Origin of the sequence: Idiomarina sp. 017G, from assembly GCF_004362265.1 — a bacterium.
In the GTDB taxonomy this organism is placed as follows: Bacteria; Pseudomonadota; Gammaproteobacteria; order Enterobacterales; family Alteromonadaceae; genus Idiomarina; species Idiomarina loihiensis.
In genome coordinates, this window is record NZ_SNWT01000001.1 from 1 (window position 1) to 22,211 (window position 22,211).

17 protein-coding genes and 2 rRNA genes are annotated in these 22,211 nt (G+C 45.0%); 17 read left to right on the forward strand and 2 right to left on the reverse strand.

The genetic code is table 11. The annotated features are described in order from the left end of the window. The 12 genes from DEU30_RS00005 to DEU30_RS00060 all read left to right on the forward strand — a co-directional run. Nucleotides 1–299, forward strand: a 23S ribosomal RNA gene (locus DEU30_RS00005); the annotation flags it as partial. A gap of 156 nt (nucleotides 300–455) precedes the next feature. Next, a 5S ribosomal RNA gene (gene rrf / locus DEU30_RS00010) occupies nucleotides 456–571 on the forward strand. Between the two features lie 160 nt (nucleotides 572–731). Beyond that, nucleotides 732–998 carry a DUF4212 domain-containing protein gene (locus DEU30_RS00015; RefSeq protein WP_011234430.1) on the forward strand — a complete coding sequence of 89 codons (267 nt, stop codon included), beginning with the start codon at nucleotides 732–734 and terminating at the stop codon, nucleotides 996–998. Between the two features lie 6 nt (nucleotides 999–1,004). Beyond that, a complete protein-coding gene (locus DEU30_RS00020) occupies nucleotides 1,005–2,720 on the forward strand; it encodes a sodium:solute symporter family protein (protein WP_114981631.1) in 1,716 nt (571 codons plus the stop codon). A gap of 106 nt (nucleotides 2,721–2,826) precedes the next feature. Beyond that, nucleotides 2,827–4,659 carry a DUF294 nucleotidyltransferase-like domain-containing protein gene (locus tag DEU30_RS00025; protein WP_114981630.1) on the forward strand — a complete coding sequence of 611 codons (1,833 nt, stop codon included), beginning with the start codon at nucleotides 2,827–2,829 and terminating at the stop codon, nucleotides 4,657–4,659. Nucleotides 4,660–4,661: 2 nt separating this feature from the next. Beyond that, the gene (locus DEU30_RS00030) at nucleotides 4,662–5,309 is read left to right on the forward strand and encodes a 3'-5' exonuclease (protein WP_114981629.1); all 648 of its coding nucleotides are present in this window, start codon (nucleotides 4,662–4,664) and stop codon (nucleotides 5,307–5,309) included. Nucleotides 5,310–5,602: 293 nt separating this feature from the next. Continuing rightward, nucleotides 5,603–8,440 carry a TonB-dependent receptor gene (locus DEU30_RS00035; protein ID WP_114981628.1) on the forward strand — a complete coding sequence of 946 codons (2,838 nt, stop codon included), beginning with the start codon at nucleotides 5,603–5,605 and terminating at the stop codon, nucleotides 8,438–8,440. A 154-nt stretch (nucleotides 8,441–8,594) separates the two neighbouring features. After that, the gene (locus tag DEU30_RS00040) at nucleotides 8,595–9,509 is read left to right on the forward strand and encodes an SAM-dependent methyltransferase (protein WP_114981627.1); all 915 of its coding nucleotides are present in this window, start codon (nucleotides 8,595–8,597) and stop codon (nucleotides 9,507–9,509) included. Nucleotides 9,510–9,669: 160 nt separating this feature from the next. Continuing rightward, on the forward strand, nucleotides 9,670–12,393 hold the full coding sequence (locus DEU30_RS00045; protein ID WP_208107273.1) for a TonB-dependent receptor: 2,724 nt from the start codon (nucleotides 9,670–9,672) through the stop codon (nucleotides 12,391–12,393). A 65-nt stretch (nucleotides 12,394–12,458) separates the two neighbouring features. Then, entirely contained in the window at nucleotides 12,459–13,442 is a 984-nt protein-coding gene (locus tag DEU30_RS00050; RefSeq protein WP_114981626.1) for a class I SAM-dependent methyltransferase, read from the forward strand. 170 nt (nucleotides 13,443–13,612) lie between these two features. Continuing rightward, on the forward strand, nucleotides 13,613–14,179 hold the full coding sequence (locus tag DEU30_RS00055; protein WP_114981625.1) for a FlgO family outer membrane protein: 567 nt from the start codon (nucleotides 13,613–13,615) through the stop codon (nucleotides 14,177–14,179). Nucleotides 14,180–14,193: 14 nt separating this feature from the next. Further along, nucleotides 14,194–14,793 carry a FlgO family outer membrane protein gene (locus DEU30_RS00060; protein ID WP_114981624.1) on the forward strand — a complete coding sequence of 200 codons (600 nt, stop codon included), beginning with the start codon at nucleotides 14,194–14,196 and terminating at the stop codon, nucleotides 14,791–14,793. Nucleotides 14,794–14,866: 73 nt separating this feature from the next. On the opposite strand, the gene DEU30_RS00065 is transcribed toward DEU30_RS00060, so the two are convergent. Next, the gene (locus DEU30_RS00065) at nucleotides 14,867–15,589 is read right to left on the reverse strand and encodes a DUF1499 domain-containing protein (RefSeq protein ID WP_114981623.1); all 723 of its coding nucleotides are present in this window, start codon (nucleotides 15,587–15,589) and stop codon (nucleotides 14,867–14,869) included. Nucleotides 15,590–15,767: 178 nt separating this feature from the next. Between DEU30_RS00065 and DEU30_RS00070 the strand changes: the two genes are divergently transcribed. The 3 genes from DEU30_RS00070 (at nucleotide 15,768) to DEU30_RS00075 (ending at nucleotide 16,975) form a co-directional block, all read left to right on the forward strand. Then, nucleotides 15,768–16,070, forward strand: coding sequence for a helix-turn-helix transcriptional regulator (locus DEU30_RS00070; RefSeq protein WP_110012788.1), 303 nt, complete (start codon nucleotides 15,768–15,770; stop codon nucleotides 16,068–16,070). A 157-nt stretch (nucleotides 16,071–16,227) separates the two neighbouring features. Continuing rightward, the gene (locus tag DEU30_RS13570) at nucleotides 16,228–16,392 is read left to right on the forward strand and encodes a hypothetical protein (RefSeq protein WP_166635812.1); all 165 of its coding nucleotides are present in this window, start codon (nucleotides 16,228–16,230) and stop codon (nucleotides 16,390–16,392) included. Further along, nucleotides 16,382–16,975 (forward strand): Fic family protein, encoded by a 594-nt coding sequence (locus DEU30_RS00075; RefSeq protein WP_114981622.1) that lies wholly within the window; start codon nucleotides 16,382–16,384, stop codon nucleotides 16,973–16,975. The genes DEU30_RS13570 and DEU30_RS00075 overlap by 11 nt, the downstream gene beginning before the upstream one ends. 68 nt (nucleotides 16,976–17,043) lie before the next feature. Here the strand turns inward: DEU30_RS00075 and DEU30_RS00080 are convergent, their stop codons facing one another. Then, complete coding sequence (locus DEU30_RS00080) at nucleotides 17,044–17,529, reverse strand: DUF547 domain-containing protein (RefSeq protein WP_227016314.1); 486 nt, start codon at nucleotides 17,527–17,529, stop codon at nucleotides 17,044–17,046. 155 nt (nucleotides 17,530–17,684) lie between these two features. Here DEU30_RS00080 and DEU30_RS00085 point away from each other — a divergent pair, with 155 nt between their 5' ends. Both DEU30_RS00085 and DEU30_RS00090 read left to right on the forward strand, forming a co-directional pair. Then, a complete protein-coding gene (locus tag DEU30_RS00085; RefSeq protein ID WP_114981621.1) occupies nucleotides 17,685–20,009 on the forward strand; it encodes a TonB-dependent receptor in 2,325 nt (774 codons plus the stop codon). Nucleotides 20,010–20,018: 9 nt separating this feature from the next. Continuing rightward, nucleotides 20,019–22,211, forward strand: a complete 2,193-nt coding sequence (locus DEU30_RS00090) for an FAD-dependent oxidoreductase (protein WP_114981620.1) — start codon at nucleotides 20,019–20,021, stop codon at nucleotides 22,209–22,211.

Here is a 22,211-nt window from a genome sequence, read left to right on the forward strand (position 1 = left end):
CGGTCCCTATCTGCCGTGGGCGTTTGAGAGTTGAGAGGAGCTGCTCCTAGTACGAGAGGACCGGAGTGGACGAACCTCTGGTGTTCGGGTTGTCACGCCAGTGGCATTGCCCGGTAGCTACGTTCGGAATCGATAACCGCTGAAAGCATCTAAGCGGGAAGCGAGCCTCAAGATAAGCTGTCACTAGCACTTAGAGTGCTCTGAAGGGTTGTTGGAGACTACAACGTTGATAGGCGGGGTGTGGAAGCGTAGTAATGCGTTGAGCTAACCCGTACTAATTGCCCGTGAGACTTAACCATACAACACCCAAGGTGTTTGGGACGTTACGCACAAGCGAACGACTTTACCGAATCAGATTATGTAGCCTGACATTGATGTCAGGTGAGATAGTGAATTCAACAGAGTGGCTTTTACTTAAAAAAGCAGTCAGTTTTTACATGTTGTGACAGTTTATGTCTGGCGGCCATAGCGGTGTGGCACCACCTGAATCCATTCCGAACTCAGAAGTGAAACACACCAGCGCCGATGGTAGTGTGGGGTCTCCCCATGCGAGAGTAGGTCACCGCCAGACTTTTATTCTAAGAAGCCCTCAGCTCACGCTGGGGGCTTTTTTTATGTCTGAATTCTCCTTTCAATCAGCTACGACCAAAGTCCTATTCCCCTTGTTAACAATTGCATTTACATTTGTTATCGACCTAAAACAATAATGTTGAACAACTGGAGGGGACGTTATGGCATTCGAAAGCGAATCCCATGCCAAAGCGTATTGGAAAGAAAACCTCAGCTTGATGCTCAAGCTGCTAATTGTATGGTTTGTCGTTTCCTATGGCTTTGGAATTATATTGGTGGACGTGCTTAACGAAATCACTTTCTTCGGCTTCAAGCTGGGATTCTGGTTCGCACAGCAAGGCTCCATTCTGACTTTCATCGTGCTTATCTTCATTTATGTGAGAGGCATGGCCGCGTTAGATAACAAATACAATGTACACGAGGACTAAGGCGCTATGGATATTCAAACGCTCACCTTTATAATCGTCGGCCTGACTTTTGCGCTATACATAGGTATTGCGATTTGGTCACGTGCCGGCTCAACTAATGACTTTTATGTAGCAAGCGGCGGGGTTAATCCTATTGCCAATGGTATGGCAACGGCCGCTGACTGGATGTCAGCTGCTTCTTTTATTTCAATGGCGGGTATCGTAGCCTTTGCTGGTTATGATGGCTCTGTTTACCTAATGGGGTGGACTGGTGGCTATGTACTGCTGGCTATGTGTCTTGCTCCTTACTTACGTAAGTTTGGCAAATTCACCGTGCCTGATTTCATTGGGGACCGCTACTATTCTCAAACGGCACGTACCATTGCTGTTATCTGCGCGATCCTGATCTGTTTTACCTACATTGCAGGGCAGATGCGAGGTGTCGGTGTCGTATTCTCCCGTTTCCTGGAAGTCGACATTGCAACTGGTGTTATCATTGGTGCCATAATTGTTTTCTTTTATACCGTACTGGGTGGCATGAAAGGGATAACCTACACTCAGGTAGCACAGTACATTGTGTTGATGTTCGCGTACATTGTGCCTGCGGTATTCTTGTCGTTAATGATGACAGGTCACGTACTGCCTCAAACGGGTTTTGGTGGCACTATAGCCGATGGTGTTCCCGGTTCCGGACAGTTCTTACTTGAACGACTGGATGGGCTCTCGACAGAACTCGGTTTTGCCGAATACACTGAAGGTGTGCGTAGTAAAGTTGATGTGTTTTTCATTACTGCAGCATTGATGGTAGGTACCGCTGGTCTGCCTCACGTTATCGTGCGTTTCTTTACAGTACCGAAAGTACGTGATGCACGCCGTTCAGCTTTCTGGGCTCTGACTTTCATTTCAGTAGTTTACTTAACAGCTCCAACTATTGCTTCGTTTGCTAAAGTAAATATTTTCAACACCATCAATGGCCCGGATCTACAAGGTGTTGAATACGATAATGCGCCAAGCTGGATTAAAAACTGGGAAAAAACCGGTCTTATCACGTGGGAAGACAACAACAACGACGGCAAGATGTTCTACTCAGGTGATGAACGCAATGAAATGACCATTGACCGTGACATCATGGTATTGGCGAATCCAGAAATTGGTGAATTGCCGGCCTGGGTTGTCGCTTTGGTTGCCGCAGGTGGTGTTGCCGCAGCACTTTCCACTTCAGCAGGTCTGTTACTGGTTATATCAACCTCCGTTTCGCACGACTTACTGAAACGAAATTTGGCACCGAATATAACGGATAGACAGGAGTTGTTATACGCCAGGATTGCAGCTGCGACAGCAATAATCATCTCAGTCTACTTTGGTATATACCCGCCCGGCTTCGTGGCGCAGGTGGTAGCTTTTGCCTTCGGCTTAGCCGCTGCAAGCTTCTTCCCTGCGATAATCATGGGTGTATTCCATAAACGTATGAACAGCACAGGTGCGATAGCTGGTATGGTTGTGGGTATACTATTTACCTTCAGTTATATCGTATACTTCAAGTTTGTCGCTCCGGAACTGAATAACCAGGACAATTGGTTGTTCGGAATTTCACCTGAGGGTATTGGTACCTTAGGCATGATTATCAACTTTGTTGTAGCAGTTGTCGTGCATAAGTTTACTGGTGACGCCCCGGAAGAAATTCAGGAACTGGTTGAGTCTATACGGTATCCAAAAGGGTCCGGTGAAGCTAAGTCTCACTAACGAGATGTACCCTAATTGAAGCCCAGCCTAGTGCTGGGCTTTTTATTGACTAACTCAAGTTAATACACAAAACTGAAATTTGCTTCTCTATAAATTAGGATTAGCCATGGAAGTTAATTCATTTCTACAAGACTGCCCTCCTTTTGATACATTAGCGGAAGAGCAAAGAAGCTGGGCTGTATCGCAGTTGCAGTCGGTTTATATGAATGATCAGAACTGCAACGATATATTAAAAGATATGAAGCCAGCTCTGTTCATCGTGCGCTCAGGTGTTTTTGATTTAAGAGGGGCAGACGGGCGACTGATAGAGCGTTTGGAAAGCGGCGATTTGTTTGGCTATCCGTCTTTGCTATCAGGCCGTGAAGTGGTTAATAAATTACAGGCGATAGAAGACGGTATTGTTTATGTTTTGCCACAGTCGGCGTTTGATCGGCTTCGCAATGTGTCAAAATCTTTCGAGCAGTACTTTATAAGGGCTCATGGCCAACGTTTATTAACAGAACAAAAAAGTGATGACGGCACTGATAGTGACTGGAGTGAGCAGACAGTTGGCAGTGTTGTGTCCATGCCTCCGGTTAGTTTATCCAGCAGCACGTCAGTGCAAGAAGCGGCTAAGTTAATGGCTAGCCATGGTATATCGTCTGTTTTGGTCGTTGATGACACCCAATTGGTCGGTATTTTAACGGATAGAGACTTAAGAAACCGGGTAGTGGCTGAAGGCTTACCGCTGGATGTGCGCGTTTCGGCGGTAATGACACAACTGCCGGAATCGGTTTACGAAAATCGCTCGTTAATGGATGCGTTAACCACCATGACCTCCAGTAATATTCATCACTTACCGGTGGTGAATGATCAGAACCAACCAGTAGGGATGGTAACGGCAACCGACTTGATTCGTCAGCAACGTAGCGATCCTGTCTTTCTTATTAGCGCTATTCGTAAGGCAAGTAGTAAGTCTCAATTAATAGAAGAAGCGCAGAAGCTTCCGGAGTATCTACAGACCTTTGCCAGCCGCGTAAAGCAAACATCTGTTTTAGGTCGGCTTATGGCATCGGTTACTGACGGCATGACACGTCAGCTTATACAGCTGTATGAGCAGGAAAACGGCGCCGCACCAGCCGCTTATAGCTGGTTAGCATTTGGCTCGCAGGGCAGGGAAGATCAAACCTTAAGTTCAGACCAGGACAACGGTCTTTTACTCAGTAATGATTTGTCCGATAAGCAAAAAGACTGGTTTGCCGGTTTAGGAGATTACGTCTGTGAAGGGCTAAATGAGTGTGGTATCCCATCTTGCCCGGGAAATATTATGGCATCCAATCCGGAGTGTCGGGGGACTATAGACCAATGGAAGGAGCGGTTCCGGCGCTGGATTGAAAGCCCGACACCGAAGGCACTCATGTATTGTCAGATATTTTTTGACAGCAGGCCGGTTGTTGGTCCGGGTAAGTTTTATCAAGAATACCGCGAGCAGATTGCGAGCTTAGCGAAGAACGAGATGTTCCTGGGAAATTTAGCTATTCTGGTTAATCGGATAGCCGTACCTTTGGGCTTGTTTAACCGCTTACGCACAGAGGACACAGATGACGGCGATACCATAGATATTAAACGTTACGGCATTGCTTTAATTAATGACATAGCACGTATTTACTCATTGCAGGCTGGAATTACGTCACCAGGCACTGCTGCACGTTTAAACGCGTTAAAAGGTAGCTGTTTGTTAAATCGTCGCGATAACCAGTCACTATTGGAAGCCTGGGAGTTCTTGACGCAGCTCAGGTTGAACCATCAGTTAAAAGTATGGGGCAGCGACAAACCAAAGAATGCCATAGACCCGGACGAGCTGAGCACACTTTCAAGACGTCAGTTAAAAACCGCTTTTAAAATTATAAAAGAAGCGCAACAAGGCGTTGGTCTGAAGTTTAGCCGGCAAGGGTACTAATTATGTCTCAATGGCTGCAAAAACTAGCTAATTGGTATGATAGGCGACAAAAACTAAAACAACCGTGGCAAAGTTTACGATATGTCGCGCTCGACATTGAGAGCACCGGACTGGATCCGAAAAAGCATCAGATTTTATCGATTGCCTGGATGAGCATTCATCCGCCGGTGATGCACCTGGGTAATGCTCAGTACCATGTTTTCGCTCACGGACAAGAGCTTGAACTCGGCCAAAGCCCGACCATTCATGGTTTAACTAGGCAAGACTTTCTGCACAGTTCGGAACCTAAACAAACCTTTGCTATGTTAAGCCGAGCTTTGAATGATGCCGTGTTAGTTTGTCACCACAAAGGTATGGACTGGCGTTTTCTGAAACACGTAGAAGCACAACACGGTATACCTTTTAAACCTTTGGCAATTTTCGACACCTTAGCATTCGAAAAACATAAGCTTGAACGCAACCCTCATCAACCTATTCACGGCGGTCAGCTGACTCTTAGTGCTTGTCGTAAGCGTTACAACTTACCTGACTATAATGCCCACCATGCCCTGACCGATACCGTTGCCTGCGCTGAACTTTTTTTGGGGCAGTGTTACGGGGTTAGCGTGTCTAAATCTCCTTTAAATTTGTTATTAAAAAGTTATGCCTAATTCACTTGAATCAGGGGGGTTGCAACTAAAATACATATGTTTTTCATATTGATACATACGTTAATTTAATTAATAAAAAAGTCGATTAAACAGACGATAAGTTCAAATATTAGGCGTTCAGTTCAGAAGGTATAAGAAAAGACTTAAGTGCCTATTGAAATGAAATCCTTACAGCGTTAAAAGGTTGTTACCGAAAACGGGTGGTCGAACAATAACTAGTCAGACTGCCATCGGTTTCAGGTTGCTTTCGCCAATCAAGCAACTCAAAAATAATGTTCCAGGGAGTAATATCAATGAATAATAAACTGTTTCACCGCAGCATTACTGCGGTTGCAGTTGCGTCCACGCTGTCATTTCCAGCACTAGCTCAGGACAATACTGCAGATCAAAATAATATCGAAAAAATTGAAGTAACCGGTTCTCGTTTGAGCCGTACCAGTATGGAAACTCCGGTACCGGTAACTACCATCGGCCGTGAAGATATTGTTCAAACAGGGGCTATTAACGTTGCTCAAGTATTGAATATGTCGCCTGTCGCTATCGCCGGCTCAGATCAATCGAACTCTGCGTTTGATACGGTATCTGTTGGTTTGAACACAACAGAATTACGCAATATGGGTGCTGAACGTACGTTGGTATTAGTTAACGGCCAGCGATTTGTATCTGGTATCGCGCCTTCTTCAGGTTACGCTGTTGATTTAAACGCTATCCCAGCTTCAATGGTTGAACGTATCGAAATTCTGAAAAGTGCTTCTTCAGCAGTTTACGGTTCCGATGCTGTCGCTGGTGTAGTAAACATCATTACCCGCAAAGACTTTGAAGGTATCGAGATTAGTACTCAAGCTGGTACTTCAGGCGAACACGACCGTCAAACTCAGACTTTTAACCTAACAACAGGTAAAAATTGGGACGGCGGTAACGCTTGGTTCTCTTTCGGTATTGATAACGACGAAGGCCTTAAATCAAGCGCTCGCTCATTCTCTGCTGTCGACAGTGCAGTTTACTCTGATGAGAACGGCAATGAGTATGTAGGAGATTTACTGTCATCTTTCCCTAAACAGGGTCGTGTATCAGTTAAAGATGCTGACGGGAACACACTAGAGAGTTTTGACGCTGACGGAACAGAGTATTCAGGCGGATTCAATCGTGCTTCTGTACGTCAGTTAGTAACACCATTAGAGCGTCGTTATGTATCTGCTGAAATTCGTCAGGACTTGTCAAGTGACTTGAACGTATTTGGTTCGGTTCACTGGAACTCGGCTGAAACGAAAGGTTCAACTATTGAGCCAACACCATTTAATGTCGGTGAAGACTTGTGGATGAATAACCGTGTTGAAGATCCTGTCGCAGGGTTAAGTGTATACTCTCCATTGGTGCCTCAGGAGCTACGTGACAACTTACTATCTTACGGTATTGATGACCTAGGTTCTCAGCGCGTAGATTTTGTGCGTCGTATGGCTGAATTCGGAAACCGTTCTACTGACGTTACTCGTGATACTTTGCGTATTGCATCAGGTTTTAGTTATGCAATTGATTATAACTGGACCTGGGACAACTACTTCACTTGGGGTCGTACAAACCAGGAACAGCTAAACGGTGGTCAAATCAATACAGACCGCGCGCGTCTTGCGTTGGATGTTACTGAAGACGCTAATGGTAACCTGGTGTGCGCGAGCGATATCGCAGCTATGCAAGGTTGTGTTCCGTTAAACCTATTTGGCGAAGGAACTGTTTCACAAGCTGCAGTTGATTATGTTTCGACTCCAGCGAAAGCAACAGGTACAGCTGAACAGTTTGTAGTACAGAGTGTTATTTCAGGTGACTTACCACTAGAGCTGGCAGGTGGTTTTGTCGGTTTAGCTGGTGGTCTCGAGTATCGCGAAGAAAAGGGTACTTATAGCCCGGGTGATTTAGCTCAAACTGGTGCTTCAAGCACAAACAAAGCCCAACCGACAGACGGCAGCTTTAACACGAGTGACGTGTTTGTAGAAACGCGTTTACCGGTATTAATGAACTGGTCTATTGATCTTGCGGCACGTTACTCTGAGCATTCCGCCACTGGCGGCGCTGTTACCTGGAACGTAGGTACAGAATATGAGCCAATAGATAGTGTCAAGCTGCGTGCGTCAGCCGCAACTGCTATTCGTACTCCAAATATTTCCGACTTATATTCAGGTAATGGTGAAACATTTGCCCGTGTGAACGATCCTTGTGTAGGTGTAACTGCAACTAGTGAAGGAAATATAGCTGAAAACTGTCGTTCAATTGACTCAGTTAATGGACGTATCCAGTCTGCTGGTGAATTTGAGCTGACCTCTGCGGAAACTCAAGGAACAGGCGGTTTAGTTGGTGGTAATCCTGACGTTCAGGAAGAAACTGCTGATACTTATAGCGTCGGTGCTATCTGGCAAATTAATGATGAGTTGTCTGCAACTGTGGATTACTACAAAATCAAGGTTGAAGACGCAATCTCTGTTACTTCACGTAACTTAGTGCTTGAGCGTTGCTACGATGTATCTCCTGGTAGCTTTGATCCGACTTGTAGTGATCAGGTTCTTCGTAGCTCTAACGGCGTGTTGGTCGATGTAAACAGCAGTTCGTCTAATGAAAACATTATTCGTACATCCGGTGTTGATTTCGAAATGAACTACCGTACCCAAATTGCAGACGGTATGTTCTCTGCTGATTTCATCTGGAACTATACTGACGAGTATTCAATTGAGTCTATTTACGATGGCAGCACGACTTACTACGCAGGCGAAATAACTACACCTGAGCATCGTGCAAACCTCAACCTGGCTTACTCTTTGGATGATGTTAGTGTTTCTTGGAGAATTCGCCACTGGGATAGCTCTGTAGATTCACTTAACGGTGAGAACTACAACTATACGACAGGTTCTGCCTATGGTGCCTACAATAACGTTGGTTCAGTAACGTACCACGATATTTCAGCACGTTATTACCTGAACGATAATTTCGAATTTAATGTCGGTATTCGTAACGCGTTCGATAAGCAGCCTCCAATTCTTCCGCAAGGAAGTAATACAGGCGCGACAGGTATTAATACTGCGTCACAAGCTTACGATGTTACAGGCCGTTATTACTTTGCCGGCGTAACAATGAGCTTCTAAAAACGTTTTAGTAAAAGTTGATAGTTAGCAAAGCCAGTCGGGACTTCCCGGCTGGCTTTTTTATTGTCTGCGATTGATTACATCTAAGCTGACATTGTATTTAGAGCATAGTATGCTCAGCTACAGTTTTATGCTGATAACAATTGGAGTATCCATGAAAACAACAAAAAATCCGTGGAGTGACTATTGGCAAAAAGGCGCAAAAGCCAGCTTTTTAGATGATAAAGCCCGCTTGCAAGCCTACCAAATGCGCAAGTTCTGGTTTGAACGCATGGATGAAAATGAGCTGAAACAACCAATGGTAGATGTAGGTACCGGAAACGGTATTGTTGTGCATTGGTTAACGGAATACTCGCAAGAAAAAGGTAAAAAGCTCGATGTGCTGGGAATAGATTCAGCCGAGATCAAGCCTTTTAATGACACACTGAAGCTACACGCCGAAACTCCCTATGAAACTTTTAAGTTGCCATCGAATAAGAAAGTGGGCACTTTTGTTTCTCATTTCGGCCTTGAATACGGTGATATGCAAACTGGGCTTAAAAATTTGCACCTGCAACTTAAGCGTGGCGGAAATGTTATTGCCTTAGTGCATTCGACCGATTCAAACATTTATAAAAACAGCAAAGCGTTGTTTGAGTTTATCCCTTCTGTGCTTAAACAACTGAAAAAATCGGTAACTCCGCTTCAGGAAGCTTTGTTAAAACATGGCTCCAATAATTTGCCAAAATCCGCGCTACAGGAACAGCACAATCTAAACCAGTTTGCCAGAAAGTATGAGCGATATGGCGCTTTCCAGGCCATGAACTTTGTTCCGGCAACAAAGCATGCATTGCAGGCCGCGGCACAGGGGAATTCTGATGAGTCACACCGAGTGCTGTCAGGTTACATTAACGCGATAAATGAACACAAAGCTCGACTGGTTAGCCTGCTAAAAGCAACAGAGCAGTTAGGCGATGAAAATGATACTAAAGCGCTATTTGAAGACGCTGGTTTCAAAAATGTAACGGTACAGACCGTGGCTTTCCCTGAAACGGGTGTTGTTGGTAGTTGCGTTCAGGCCTCTAAATGAAAAAACAGCAAGGTTCATTTTGAGCCTTGCTTAACACCGACTAAACAATAACAACAAAATTAACACTAAAAGTTTACAACGTTTTAACTTCCTGATAGATTCATATCAGCTTCAAAAAAATGAAGCGATATAATAAAAACGTTCCAGGGAGTTTTTACTCATGAAAAATATGACATTTCGTAAAAGCTTAACGGCTGCAGCAGTTGCTGCGTCTTTAGGTTTTCCTGCATTAGCAATTGCGCAAGACGCAGCTGATGTGAATATGGAAGAAGAAGTAGAGCGCATTCAAGTTACGGGCTCTCGTATCAAACGTACGGATCTCGAAGGGGATCTTCCGGTAACGGTTATCGACCGAGAGTCACTAGAATTATCTGGTGATATTTCTGTTGCAGATGTTATCCGTGGTACTACGTTTAATACTGCAGGTTCGTTCCGTCCTCAATCAGGCTCTTCAGCTCAGGGCGTATCAAGCGTTGATATGCGTGGTTTAGGTGCTAACAGAACTTTGGTCTTAGTTGATGGACGTCGTTTACCTAAGTCACCAGCGACAGGTAGTACTCAAGATTTGAACTCGATTCCTTTGGCCGCGGTTGAACGTATCGAAATTTTATCTGATGGCGCGTCAGCTGTTTATGGTTCAGATGCAATCGGTGGTGTTGTTAACGTTGTTTTACGTGATGACTTTAATGGCGTCGAGCTTAAATTAGGTACTGCAAATGTAAGCCTTCCGTCGGACGGTGGTGACCGTGAAGAAGGTTCTATTGTATTTGGCTCATCAAGTGACAAAATTCAATTGATCGGTGGTGTGTCTTGGAATAACCGTGACATTATTTACGAAAATGCTTATCCATGGAATGAGGCTGGCTTTTCAGTTTACGGCAATAACTTTACCGACATCCTAAGTGATGAGCAGTCTGATATCGTTGCTGCTGCGCGTGAAGCGGGTGACGAAGATACTCCAATTAGAGGCCTGATTCCAGGCTACATGCCAGGATTTAATGCAATCCCTGGTGGTTGCGATATTCCTAATTACAACTTAGGTGGTAACGGACAGAGTATTGATGGTGATGCTGGACAAGCTTGTGGTTATAACTTTAACGCCACAAACGCTAATGAAGCTTCTACTGGTAACAAATCAATTTTCTTACGTGGTGATTATCAAATAAATGATGATTGGAACTTGTATTTCTCAAGCTCTAATGCACAAACTAAGTCGTTTGGTCGTTACGCTCCATCTCTAAACGATACTAATCGTACTATCTCTGCAGACAGCCCTAATAACCCTACGAACCCTGATGGTAATGTTTACGATCCGCGCACAGCTGACGCCGATGGTAATCCACAGGCTCGTGAAGTTGATTATTGGCACCGTTTTGCTGCCCTTGGCAACCGTGATAACAACGTTGAAATGAAAGTAAACGATTTGTTAGTAGGTGCTCAAGCTATGATTGGTATGTTTGACATCGATTTTGGTGTGCGCCGTAATACAACTCGTACAACCGAAATTGGCGATAACTACCTACTAAGTTCGCAAGCTAGAAACTATGTTAATGATGGTTCTTACGACCTTCGTGATCCTCTAGGTACACGTTTCGAAGACAATCCAGAGCTTTTAGACGAGTATGTTGATACTTATGGTCGTACTTATGAAGACACGTTACGCGGCATTAATGTAACTACATCTCGTCGCGGTAAGTTTGATCAAGAAGAAGCATATATATCTGCCGGCTTTGATGTTTATGAAATTAATGGTGGCATGATTCAGATGGTTGTTGGTGCTGATTATCGTAAAGAAATTTACGGAGATAAGTATGACTCGCTGTCGGAATCAGGTTCTGTCGGTGGTTCTTCTGGTTCAAGTGCTGCAGGCGAACGTTATGTTCGTGCTGGTTATTTCGAAACATTGTTCCCTATCACTTTAGACTTTGAAGTGACAGTTGCAGGTCGTTACGACAGTTACTCTGATTATGGTAGTGACTTTTCTCCAAAAGTATCTGCTCGTTGGTCAGTAAATGAAGACCTGGTATTACGTGGTTCTTGGGGCGAAGGTTTCCGTGCTCCATCACTAGACATACTAACTGCGCAACCATCACTCTCTGCTGATTCAATCAGTGATGAAGATACTTGTATTGCGTTCGGGCAAGAAGCTGATTGCCAGGTTCAGGTTCAGTCTACGGTTATTTCGAACCCAGATTTGGAGTCTGAACAATCTACGCAGATGGCATTTGGTCTTGCTTATCAAGCAACAGATTATTTGGATTTAACAGTTGATTACTACGATATCGAAATTGAAGATCGTATTTCAACGTTAGGTGCCCAAACTTTGATTAACAGAACTGAGACAGGTGACCCAATTCCAGCAGCCTTCTCTGTTACTCGAGACCCCGCTACTAATGGTATCACAGGTATTGTTCGCGGTAGTGTCAACGAAGGTACATTAACCACTAATGGTCTTGACTTTAATGTGCGTACTAACTTTGACTTCGGTTCAGCTGGTGCTCTTGTACAGAACTTCCAGGCAAGCTGGGTTAATGAGTACCGCTTTGACGACGGCCGTAACTTTGTGGGTGACCAAGATCTACCAGAGTATCGTGCAAACTTAACTAACACTTATAGCATTGATAACTTTGATTTTGCTTGGAACATAAACCACATTGCCGGTGTTGACGGCCCATCAGGAGAAGACGGCTTGGTAGCAAGCTGGACAACTCATGATGTACAAGCCGGTTATACTACCGACTTCGGTACCAAATTTGTTATCGGCGCTCGTAATGTATTCGAGAAAGAGCCGCAACTAATTGGTTATGGTGGCCGGAATTATAACTTTAACTTATATGACGCATACGGTCGTATTGCTTACTTCCGCGTTACACAGACATTCTAAGTCTCTTTAGGTTAACTTAAAACGCTAGGCAATTACGCCTAGCGTTTTTTTTATGGATTTAATAAATGAAGCATTGGACAAATTATTGGCAAACAAGTGGTGCATTGAATAGTTTTGCCGAGGGCAGTTCGGCAGTTGGATACTCCGGAGATGTAAAAGAATTTTGGTTTAAATTATTTTCTCAGTTGCCCGAGGACAGCCGCATCGTTGATCTCGGCACTGGGAATGGTGCACTTGCGTTGTTAGCTCAACTCTATTCAGATAAGAAAAGTTTTGATTGGACTGTTGTCGGAATCGATGCCGCAAAAATAGATCCCTTTGGAATTAAAACGTTAAATGAAGAGAAGCAAAAGTCATTTAAAAAGATTGAGTTTGTAGGCTCTACATTTATCGAGTCTATGGAGTTTCCTGACGATAGTATTTCAGCTTTTATTTCTCAATTCGGGTTTGAGTATAGCGAAACGGAGAAAAGCCTAAATAAAGTGCATAAAAGCCTTAGGCCTAAAGGAAAATTGTGTCTAGTAATGCATACCGATGATAGTGAGATAGTTATAGAGTCAAAGACTGGGATGAAAATTAATGAAACCATACTTTCGTCCGCTCTATTTTCACTTGCCAGGCAGTTATTTACAGAAGAGCAGGAGTTTCTAAATAATGATAACCCAAGCAGGGGGGAGTGGTTTAAGTCAGAGATATTTCTAACTTTCAACAAAGGACTTCGTTTAATCGTAGAAAGTTTTCTAAAACGATTTAACTCAAAATTAGAGAAAGTCTGGGTAGAAGATGTTGTTTCTGCATTTGCGGATATTATGAAGAAGTCAGGGGATTACTCACCTGAAACAGCCATTGAATGGATTAATAATCTGGAGGAGAACTTATCTTTTCATAACCTTCGATTAAAAGATCAGGTTAAAGCGTCTTTTACTAAAGACGAAAAAGAGCTGTTTATAAAAAATGCAGTAAAGTTAAATTTCAAAGTTGATTACTCAGAAGATTTTCTAGTAGAGCACCAAAATGCAGGGTGGGCTTTGGTATTGACTAAGAACTAAAATCAACAGAGAGCTCTACTCTGTTTATACGGACGGTTCAAAGTCCCACTGCACTGCTGATCTTGCTCTGCTATTTATAGGTCTGGTCAAGCTCCCCGGTGATATCCTATTAAACTTCCGGAAAAATCTGCCGATAACAACACATAAGCTCTATCATTAAAGGTCAGGCTATGTTTTCTCGGATGCTTTTTCTTTGTTTTTTCCCTCCGCTTTTGCTTATTTCAGGTTTAGTAGCTGCGCAGGCTAACACCCCCCACGAAGCTATCGGCGATGACTTAGCCGAGCAGCTCGCGAGTCAGCTCACTCACGACAACCATTCTCACTATGGGTCTAACATTGGAGTAACTCGCTGGGTGCTGGCGGAAACGCTTGAGCAGCCGCAAGCGGGTGACTCGTTAAACGAATTAAGCCATCAGTTGAGCGAAAGCATTTATGCGCATCTTAAGGAGCGCAATTTAAGCCTGGTTGAGTTTCGTGCCCAATCTTACATCTCTGTCGCGGAAGAGGGCGCTACGCTGCTTTCCCGTGACGTAGATGAGCTTGAACAACACCCTGAAATTGATTGGATTCTGGTGGGAACTCTGTCTCGAAAAGACGCGGGGACTATGGTTAATTTGCGTATTGTCGACCGTCGTAATCAGGAAGTTTTGGCTGCGGCTAATCGTTATGTTCCTAAGCATTTGTATTGGCCAAATAAACAAACTGAGCTAGTTAACGGTCGTTTACAACGTCATTAAAAAGAGGCACAGCCATGAAGTTATCCATTTTTGTAAGTTTTACTGCGTTGTTTCTGGGAGCCTGCACCATGTCGCCGACTAAGCAGGAAGTGGCGCAGACTGAAGTAAGCGACGAAGAGAAAGCGGCAGCAGAGGAAATTTATACTCAGCCATACAGTGCCAGGTACAGCGCTGAGCTTGCCGAACAATTGGTCGAGAATGCTAGTATTCGGTTGAATAGCGCAAAGGTGGGTATAACCAATTTAGTTGGGGTAACTGGTCAATATGATCAAAGCTCGCCGTTAAGTATGGTGCTGTCAGAGCAATTGGTGCAGGAACTGCACAGTCGTGAGCTAAGTGTTCTTGATTTTAAAGCGACTAATTTTATCCGAGTTACTCCAAAAGGTGATTTTGCGTTAACTCGAGACTATCTGGAACTGGATGAGATCATGCCAATTACTCATGTATTGGTCGGTACTTTGTCTCATCACCGGGATGGCGTTATGGCAAACGCACGGCTAGTGAATATCAATACCAAAGAAGTGGCCAGTGTGGCTCAGGTATTTATTCCGGAGTCGGCGGTTAGACAGCTGGACGAAAACTATGGGCAACCGGTACTTCGCAAGGCTCCATAATAGAAAGGGCCTGACGCTTTGTTTGTGTCAGGCCCATTACTTTCCAACGTAATACTTTCTATCGTAACTTTTACTAACGTAATTCTGGCTTCAATAAAGACATAAACTCACGAATGCGCTCAGCATTTTTGCCCACATCGCTGCGGCCCACGCGTGACTTACTGCGAATATCTAACTGGCTACTATCTGCTGTACTGCGAACTCTTATCACTACGTCGTCTTTAAAACCAAACCAAGTAGTGGTTGCCGTAGCCTCAATTCTGCCTTCTGCTTCAGAGCTTTCCACTAACTCCCAGCCCATTTTATCTACGGCCAATAATGCAGCCGAAAAAAGTTCATTGGGTGACTCTAGTGACTGATATGTGCTCAATTCAGGGTAAGCCTGGCGCTGTTGTTTCGCGGTCTCTTCTCCGGCATATTCAACCGGGTTGGGGGCATCTGCACGCAGCGGCGCAATGGCCACAAACTCAGGCGGGTTTTGTGTGTCGGTTGTTATATCGTGAATAGCAGGCACATTCTGTGCTTTCAGGTACTGACTGAAAGGCATATAAAAAGCAAAGCCTCCGGCAATAATGGCTAAACCACTAAGCCCGGCAACCAGCCCTTGTGGGCGACGAATAAAGTACCAGATAATGTTAAGCACGAAGGTTGCCGCACCAATATAAGCAGCCCAGCGGAGTAATAAGAATGCCGTGCCTAGCTCGGCTGTTCCGCTTTTGTATAAAGGCCCTGATATAGCCAGCAGCACGACAGATAATAAACCCAGAAGAATAAATAAACCGTGTAACGCTTTCATAAAGACACCCTTAAAGTAATGTTGCCTGCTATTACGTCACTACATTGGGTTTGGGTCAACGATAATTTTATTATCAACTCTTACATTAGAGAAGAATAACGTAGAAACTTGACGATAGCCTAAATGCTATATACCTTTAAAGCTATAAACATGGAGGTTTAAGTGAGAGGTAATTGAAATGGCGAGAACATTAGAGCAAATACTTGAAACAGAAAATAAGGATATTATAGCCAATGCAGAAGCTAAAGCAGAGGCTATGCTGCTTGATATCCATTTAGCTGAAGTTCGTATGCTTATGAAAAAAACGCAAAATGATATGGCTAAAGCGCTGGGCGTTAAACAGCCCACTATAGCTAAGATGGAAAAGTCGGGCCGTGACGTAAAGCTCTCAAGTCTAAAGCGTTATATTGAAGCTGGCGGCGGTAAAGTGCGTTTGGATATTGAGCTACCAGACGGCCAGCATCATGGATTTGAAATTTAAAGCGTCAGGTTTGTGGTGTCGTTATATTTCCGGCAATTCATAATATTAGCTGTGAAGTTTGAATGCTTTAACCGTGTTTTATGTGGATTATTTGGTCAAACGGCGCCATGACATATAACCGCTTTTACGGTATAATTTGGCTTATATAGGAGGCATTATGACTAATACAATTTCTTCTACGGCTACGGCAGAAAAAAAGAAAGCAAAGTTCATCCCCAAAATGGAAAACTTTAGAACCAGCCTAATGTACGAAGGGCTAACGTTGAAAAATATAGGCGAAAATCAGTCTATTGCGGCACTAAAACGCAAGTATGCGCGATAAATACGGGGTAGCACAAGATAAGTACTGCTACCCTGGAACGGATGTTCTCATTAATCTGCTGGATATCCGGAATGCGGATAAACTGGCCGAAGCCGAAATTGAGTTTACTGCAGAGCGTTACCGGCTCTATCAATCCCCTAAAGCGACTATTCAACAGTTCACGTTTGAACACTTAAAAACGCTCCACTACCATTTATTTCAGGATGTATACGAATGGGCGGGTGAAGTTAGAGATGTTGATATATCCAAAGGTGAAACACTATTTTGCACTTGTACGCGCATAGAACCTGAGGCTAAAAAGCTATTCAAAAATATTTCTCAATTAGAAAATTCCCAAAGCCACGAATTATTTATCGAGCAAATTGCGGATTTATTTTGTGAGATAAATCTCTTGCACCCCTTTAGAGAAGGAAATGGTCGCGTACAGAGATTCTTTTTTGAAGAAATGTTGTTTGCATTGGGATATGACGTGACTTGGCCCCTTATCTCTCGACAGGAATGGATTGAGGCTAATATAGCGGGGGTTAATCTGGATCTTACTCTTCTAAAAAACATTTTTAATCAGGCCATTACAGAATTATAAAAGCTTTGTAAAATACAAAGGCAAAACAAAGTGTTTGTTCTCAGTCACCGGTGAACTTTGAGCTCCTGTCAGCAGACTAAAGCGGCATGTATGCGGGGCTCGTCAAAGTCGACACGAATTTTTTCGTGCTCAACCCAATCCAAAGTACGTTTTTCACCTAGTAGCGTAAAAAACGATTTCTCCCATGGGCTGGAAAATAGCCCGCCTAGATCGCGAATAGAATCCGCTTTGCCGGCCCCAAATTTATCGATATTGTCGATAATAAGCTGCAGGGTAAAACCGTTGTATGCATTGATTAAAAAAGCCAGTCGCTGGTCCTGCGTCCAACTTTCATACTGTCCGGGCTCAACTGCTGACAGCGATGCGAGATAATTGTCCAGAGGCTGACGGTTTTTAGCCAAATCGCGATAATTAACCGCAGACTTTAAACCGTCATCGTACACCTTAACATGATCATTCAGAACATCAGTAAAAGCGGTATGAGACGGGTCAAATGACTGCGCAGCTGCTGGCATCTGAAAAACTAAGCCTAAAATAAAGAGTATCGCTCGCATTACATGTTCCTGTCTTCGGATTACTATGTTTTCTACTCTTTGATTGTAGGGCATTAATTTAAAAACAGATCATCAATCTTGAAGCGATTCTGCGTAATCGAAAAATACAAAAACTGCGTATAACCACAGTCAATAAAAAATAAGGGAATACAAAAATGAAAAAGTGGTGGTGGCTAGGGTTCTTGCCGTTAACGGCGGTGGCACAAGAAAAACCAATGGAAGTTATTGAGGTTATTGGTCGCGATGACGGAAGTGTCGTGCTGCCATCGGAAGAAACAACCGAAGGTTTGTTCGGCTTAGCGGAGAGCCTGCAGGAAATCCCCCGTGCTGCCACGGCTATTAGTGAGTCGTTAATGGAAGAAGCTGCCATTAATGACTTACACGATATTGCGCGCTTTGCGCCTAACAGTTTTGCTGCGGCAGGTTTTGGTAATCCATCGCTGCCGACCATTCGCGGCCAACTGGGCGAGTTATTTGAAGCGGGCATGCGCCGTCAGGCCGGTAACAATGGGCTTGGTATTCCCATGTCATTTAATGCTATTGAGGGTATCGCCGTTGTTAAAGGCGCGCCGCCGGTCATGCTGGGTACTACGCAACGTGTGGGTGGGTTTGTCAATTTGCAGCCCAAAACCGCTCGTCTGACTGAGTCGGACTCAACCTTGAAAGCCCAACTTGGCGAGTGGGAGCAGTACCGGTTACAGCTAGACCATAATTGGGTGTTAAAAGAGGGCGAGCAAGGCCTGCGAGTAAGCGCCGAATATGTGGATGAAGACAGTTTTTACGACTTTCACCAGCATAGCAGTAATGACCTTTTGCTGGCGTATAAGTTTGCGCCTAACGACGACACGCTGTTGGATATATCCTTAGAGTATTACGATGTTGACTGGACCGACAACGCAGGCATTAACCGGCCGACGCAAAACCTTATAGATCATAATTTGTACATTTCCGGGCAGGGTGTTCAGCCGAATGGCTCGAGGGTTCCCGGAGCTGGGGCTGTTGTCAGCCCAACCGGAGAGGTTCGAATTGACCGCAGTACCACGTTAACTGACCCGCTTGACACCAATACCGCTGAAACCACTTTGTTGCACGCAAAACTTCAGCATTGGCTGAACGATGACATGGTGTTGGTTAACCGCACGTATTATCAGTATTTAACCCGCGAAGGCATTAACCAAAATAGCTTTGTTGAAATTATTGATGGCGCTCACACCTTTGAAAACCGCACCGAGCTGCACATAAACAAGAAAACGGTAGTAGGCGTTAACTTACGAATTAACGATGTACTGGGTTACAGCCAGTTTTCAACCGAAGCGGATAACCCTATTGACTTGACGGGCCCGCTCAGCAATCGGCGTATTCCGTTAACCAATGAACAAAAGGCGCGTTTAATTGAGCTGCGTCCGGCTCTCTGGGTATCACCGGGTAGCCAGTACGATATTGACGGCGATGGCGCGGGCGATTTTATTACGTCAGATACCACCGACTCAAAAAGCTACCAATGGGGCATTTTTGCACAGCATGAACTGGATATTACGGACAAATGGCGCGTTACCGGTGGCGTCAGAGCCGATTATTACGACGTGGACGCAAAAGACCCAATTCCACCGCAGGGCGTTGAAGCGGCCAGCGATACCTACAGTGACTGGCTAACGGCGATGAGTTTATCAACGCAGTATAACTGGACACCGGATCTGACATTCTACGCAACCGCCTACGAGAGTGACTCTACGTCTAACGCGATGGCCGGTGGTACGGTATTAAACGCCGCCGGTGAAATTGATTCGCAAAACTTTGCCACAGAGAACTCGCTTTATGAACTGGGTGTGAAATACGCGCCAAGTGATGCTCGCTGGTACGCAGACGCTGTGGTCTTTGACCAGAAGCGCAGCTTACGCAACCGTGATGGCTCTAACAGCGGTATTCGCACCGAGGGTTTCGAGACTCAATGGCATTTCTCTTCAGCCACAGGAGCGCACGAAACCGGTTACTGGTTAACTCTTGCAGCTAGCTATATTGATGCGCACTATGACAACTCTACAGCGTCGCAGGGTACAGGTCAGGTGGCCGATGCGTTTGATGATTCACGCCCCGATATAATAGAAGGTACTGGTGTTGGCTCGCCTAATTTCACTGCATTTCCTGCGTCAAACCAACAATTACAGGGCATTCCCGAAGTACAGGCGTCAGCGGTTGCTGGTTGGCAGATAACCCCTGAATGGTCGGTCGGTGGTGATTTAAGTTATACCAAGCACTACCCGCTAGATTATCTGCAAACAGTATTTATACGTGACCAGCATACACTGAACCTAAACGCGCGTTACCGCTTTAACGAACAGTTAAGCGCCCGTATTGATGTGTTCAATGTTACCGATCAGGATAACTGGTCACCGGTATTTGAAGGCGGTTACTTTGGTGCAACCCTGGCCTTTCCGTCGCAGCCAAGACACGCGCGTTTGAGCGTTGATTACAAATTTTAAGGAAAGCTCATGTCATTGAAAAAGCTGTTGTTGCTGTTAGTTATTATTGTGCTGTTTATCAGTGCGTTTGCGTTCGACCTGACGCAGTACTTATCTCTTGATGTTTTGAAAGAAAAGCAACAGCAGCTTAATCAGCTTTTTGTTGATTATCCTTTTACTGTCTTTGCGGTCTACTTTGTTATTTATGTGGCGGCCACAGCGTTATCGCTACCCGGCGCAACTATTCTAACTCTGGGTTCTGGTGCCATATTTGGTCTGGGGTGGGGTCTTTTACTGGCCAGTTTTGCCAGCTCATTTGGCGCATTCCTCGCTTTTTTAAGTGCCCGCTTTATTCTGCACGACTGGGTGCAGGAAAAATTCGGTGAGCGGCTAACCGCTATCAACAGAGGAATGAAGCGAGATGGCGCGTTTTACTTACTCAGCCTGCGGCTGGTTCCGCTGTTCCCGTTCTTTGTTATTAACCTGGTTATGGGCCTCACTAAAATAAAAGCCAGGACCTTTTATTGGGTAAGCCAGGTGGGCATGCTGCTGGGCACCGCTGTATACGTTAACGCAGGAACCCAGTTAGCACAGATATCCAGCTTAGGTGATGTGGTCTCAGCGGATTTAATTGGTGCTTTCGTACTATTGGGCATATTCCCGTTAATTGCCAAAGCGGTACTGGCCTTTGTGAAACGCCGTAAAGCCTTTAAAGGCTATAAAAAGCCTAAGTCTTTTGACAATAATCTGGTGGTTATTGGCGCCGGTTCAGCGGGGTTAGTCAGTGCTTACATAGCGGCCACAGTAAAAGCAAAGGTTACCTTAATTGAAAAGCACAAAATGGGCGGCGACTGCCTTAACACCGGGTGCGTGCCTTCAAAAGCTTTACTTCATGTGGCCGAACTTGCTCATAATGCGCGTAACGCCTCAAGTGCGGGTGTTCATGTTGGCAAAGTGTCGGTTGATTTCAAACAGGTTATGCAGCAGGTGAAGTCGGTTATAAAAGAGATAGAACCGCACGACTCGGTTGAACGTTACACCAAATTGGGTGTGAATGTAGAGCAAGGCGATGCGCGCATTGTTTCACCCTGGGAAGTTGAAGTGACCAGCGATGTCGAAGGTAAGAGTGAAACCAAACGCATAACCACTCGCAGTATTATTATCGCGACTGGCGCTAAGCCCTTAGTACCCAACTTTGAAGGGCTGTATAAGGTCGACTATTTAACCTCAGACACGCTCTGGGAATTGGAAGAATTGCCCAAGCGCTTGTTAGTTCTGGGGGGCGGACCTATTGGTTGTGAGTTATCGCAGGCGTTTCAGCGTTTAGGTTCACAGGTTACTCAGGTGGAAATGACCGAGCGGCTTATGGGGCCGGAAGACGCCGACACAGTGGAGCTGCTAACTCGGCGTTTAACGGCAGAAGGCATTGATATTAAGCTAAGCCACAAAGCGTTGCGTTTTGAACAATACAATGGCGAGTCCGTGCTTATTGCTGAGCAGACGGTTGATAACGAAAGTGTTGATAACCAGAATGTCGACCAAAGCAAAGAAGTTGAGATACCCTTCGACAAGGTGTTAATTGCGCTGGGGCGGCAACCCAATATATCGGGCTTTGGTCTGGAAGAGCTTGGCGTGCGAACCAATAAAACAGTCAGTACCAATGAGTTTTTGCAAACCAACTTTCCGAACATTTACGCCTGTGGTGATGTTGCCGGGCCTTATCAGTTGACTCATGTGGCCTCGCATCAGGCCTGGTATGCCTCGGTGAATGCCTTGTTTGATCCTTTCAAAACCTTCCGGGCGGACTACTCTGTTATTCCCTGGGTCACTTATACCTCGCCGCAGGTAGCAAATGTGGGTTTAACCGAGCAGCAGGCGAAAAAAGCCGATAAACCGTACGAAGTAACCGAGTACGACATTGGTGAACTGGATCGTGCCATTGCCGATGACAGCGCCTATGGGAGGGTGAAAGTGCTGACCAAACCGGGTAAAGACGAATTGCTGGGTGTGAATATTGTTGGTCCGCAGGCCGGTGAGTTGCTGGCGGAATATGTGCTGGCGATGAAACACGGCATTGGCCTGAATAAAATACTGGGCACCATACACAGCTATCCGACCCTGGCAGAGGCGAATAAATACGTGGCCGGCGAGTGGAAGCGCGCCAATGCGCCGCAGAAGCTGCTAACATGGGTTGAGAAATTTCATCGCTGGCGCCGGAGTTAA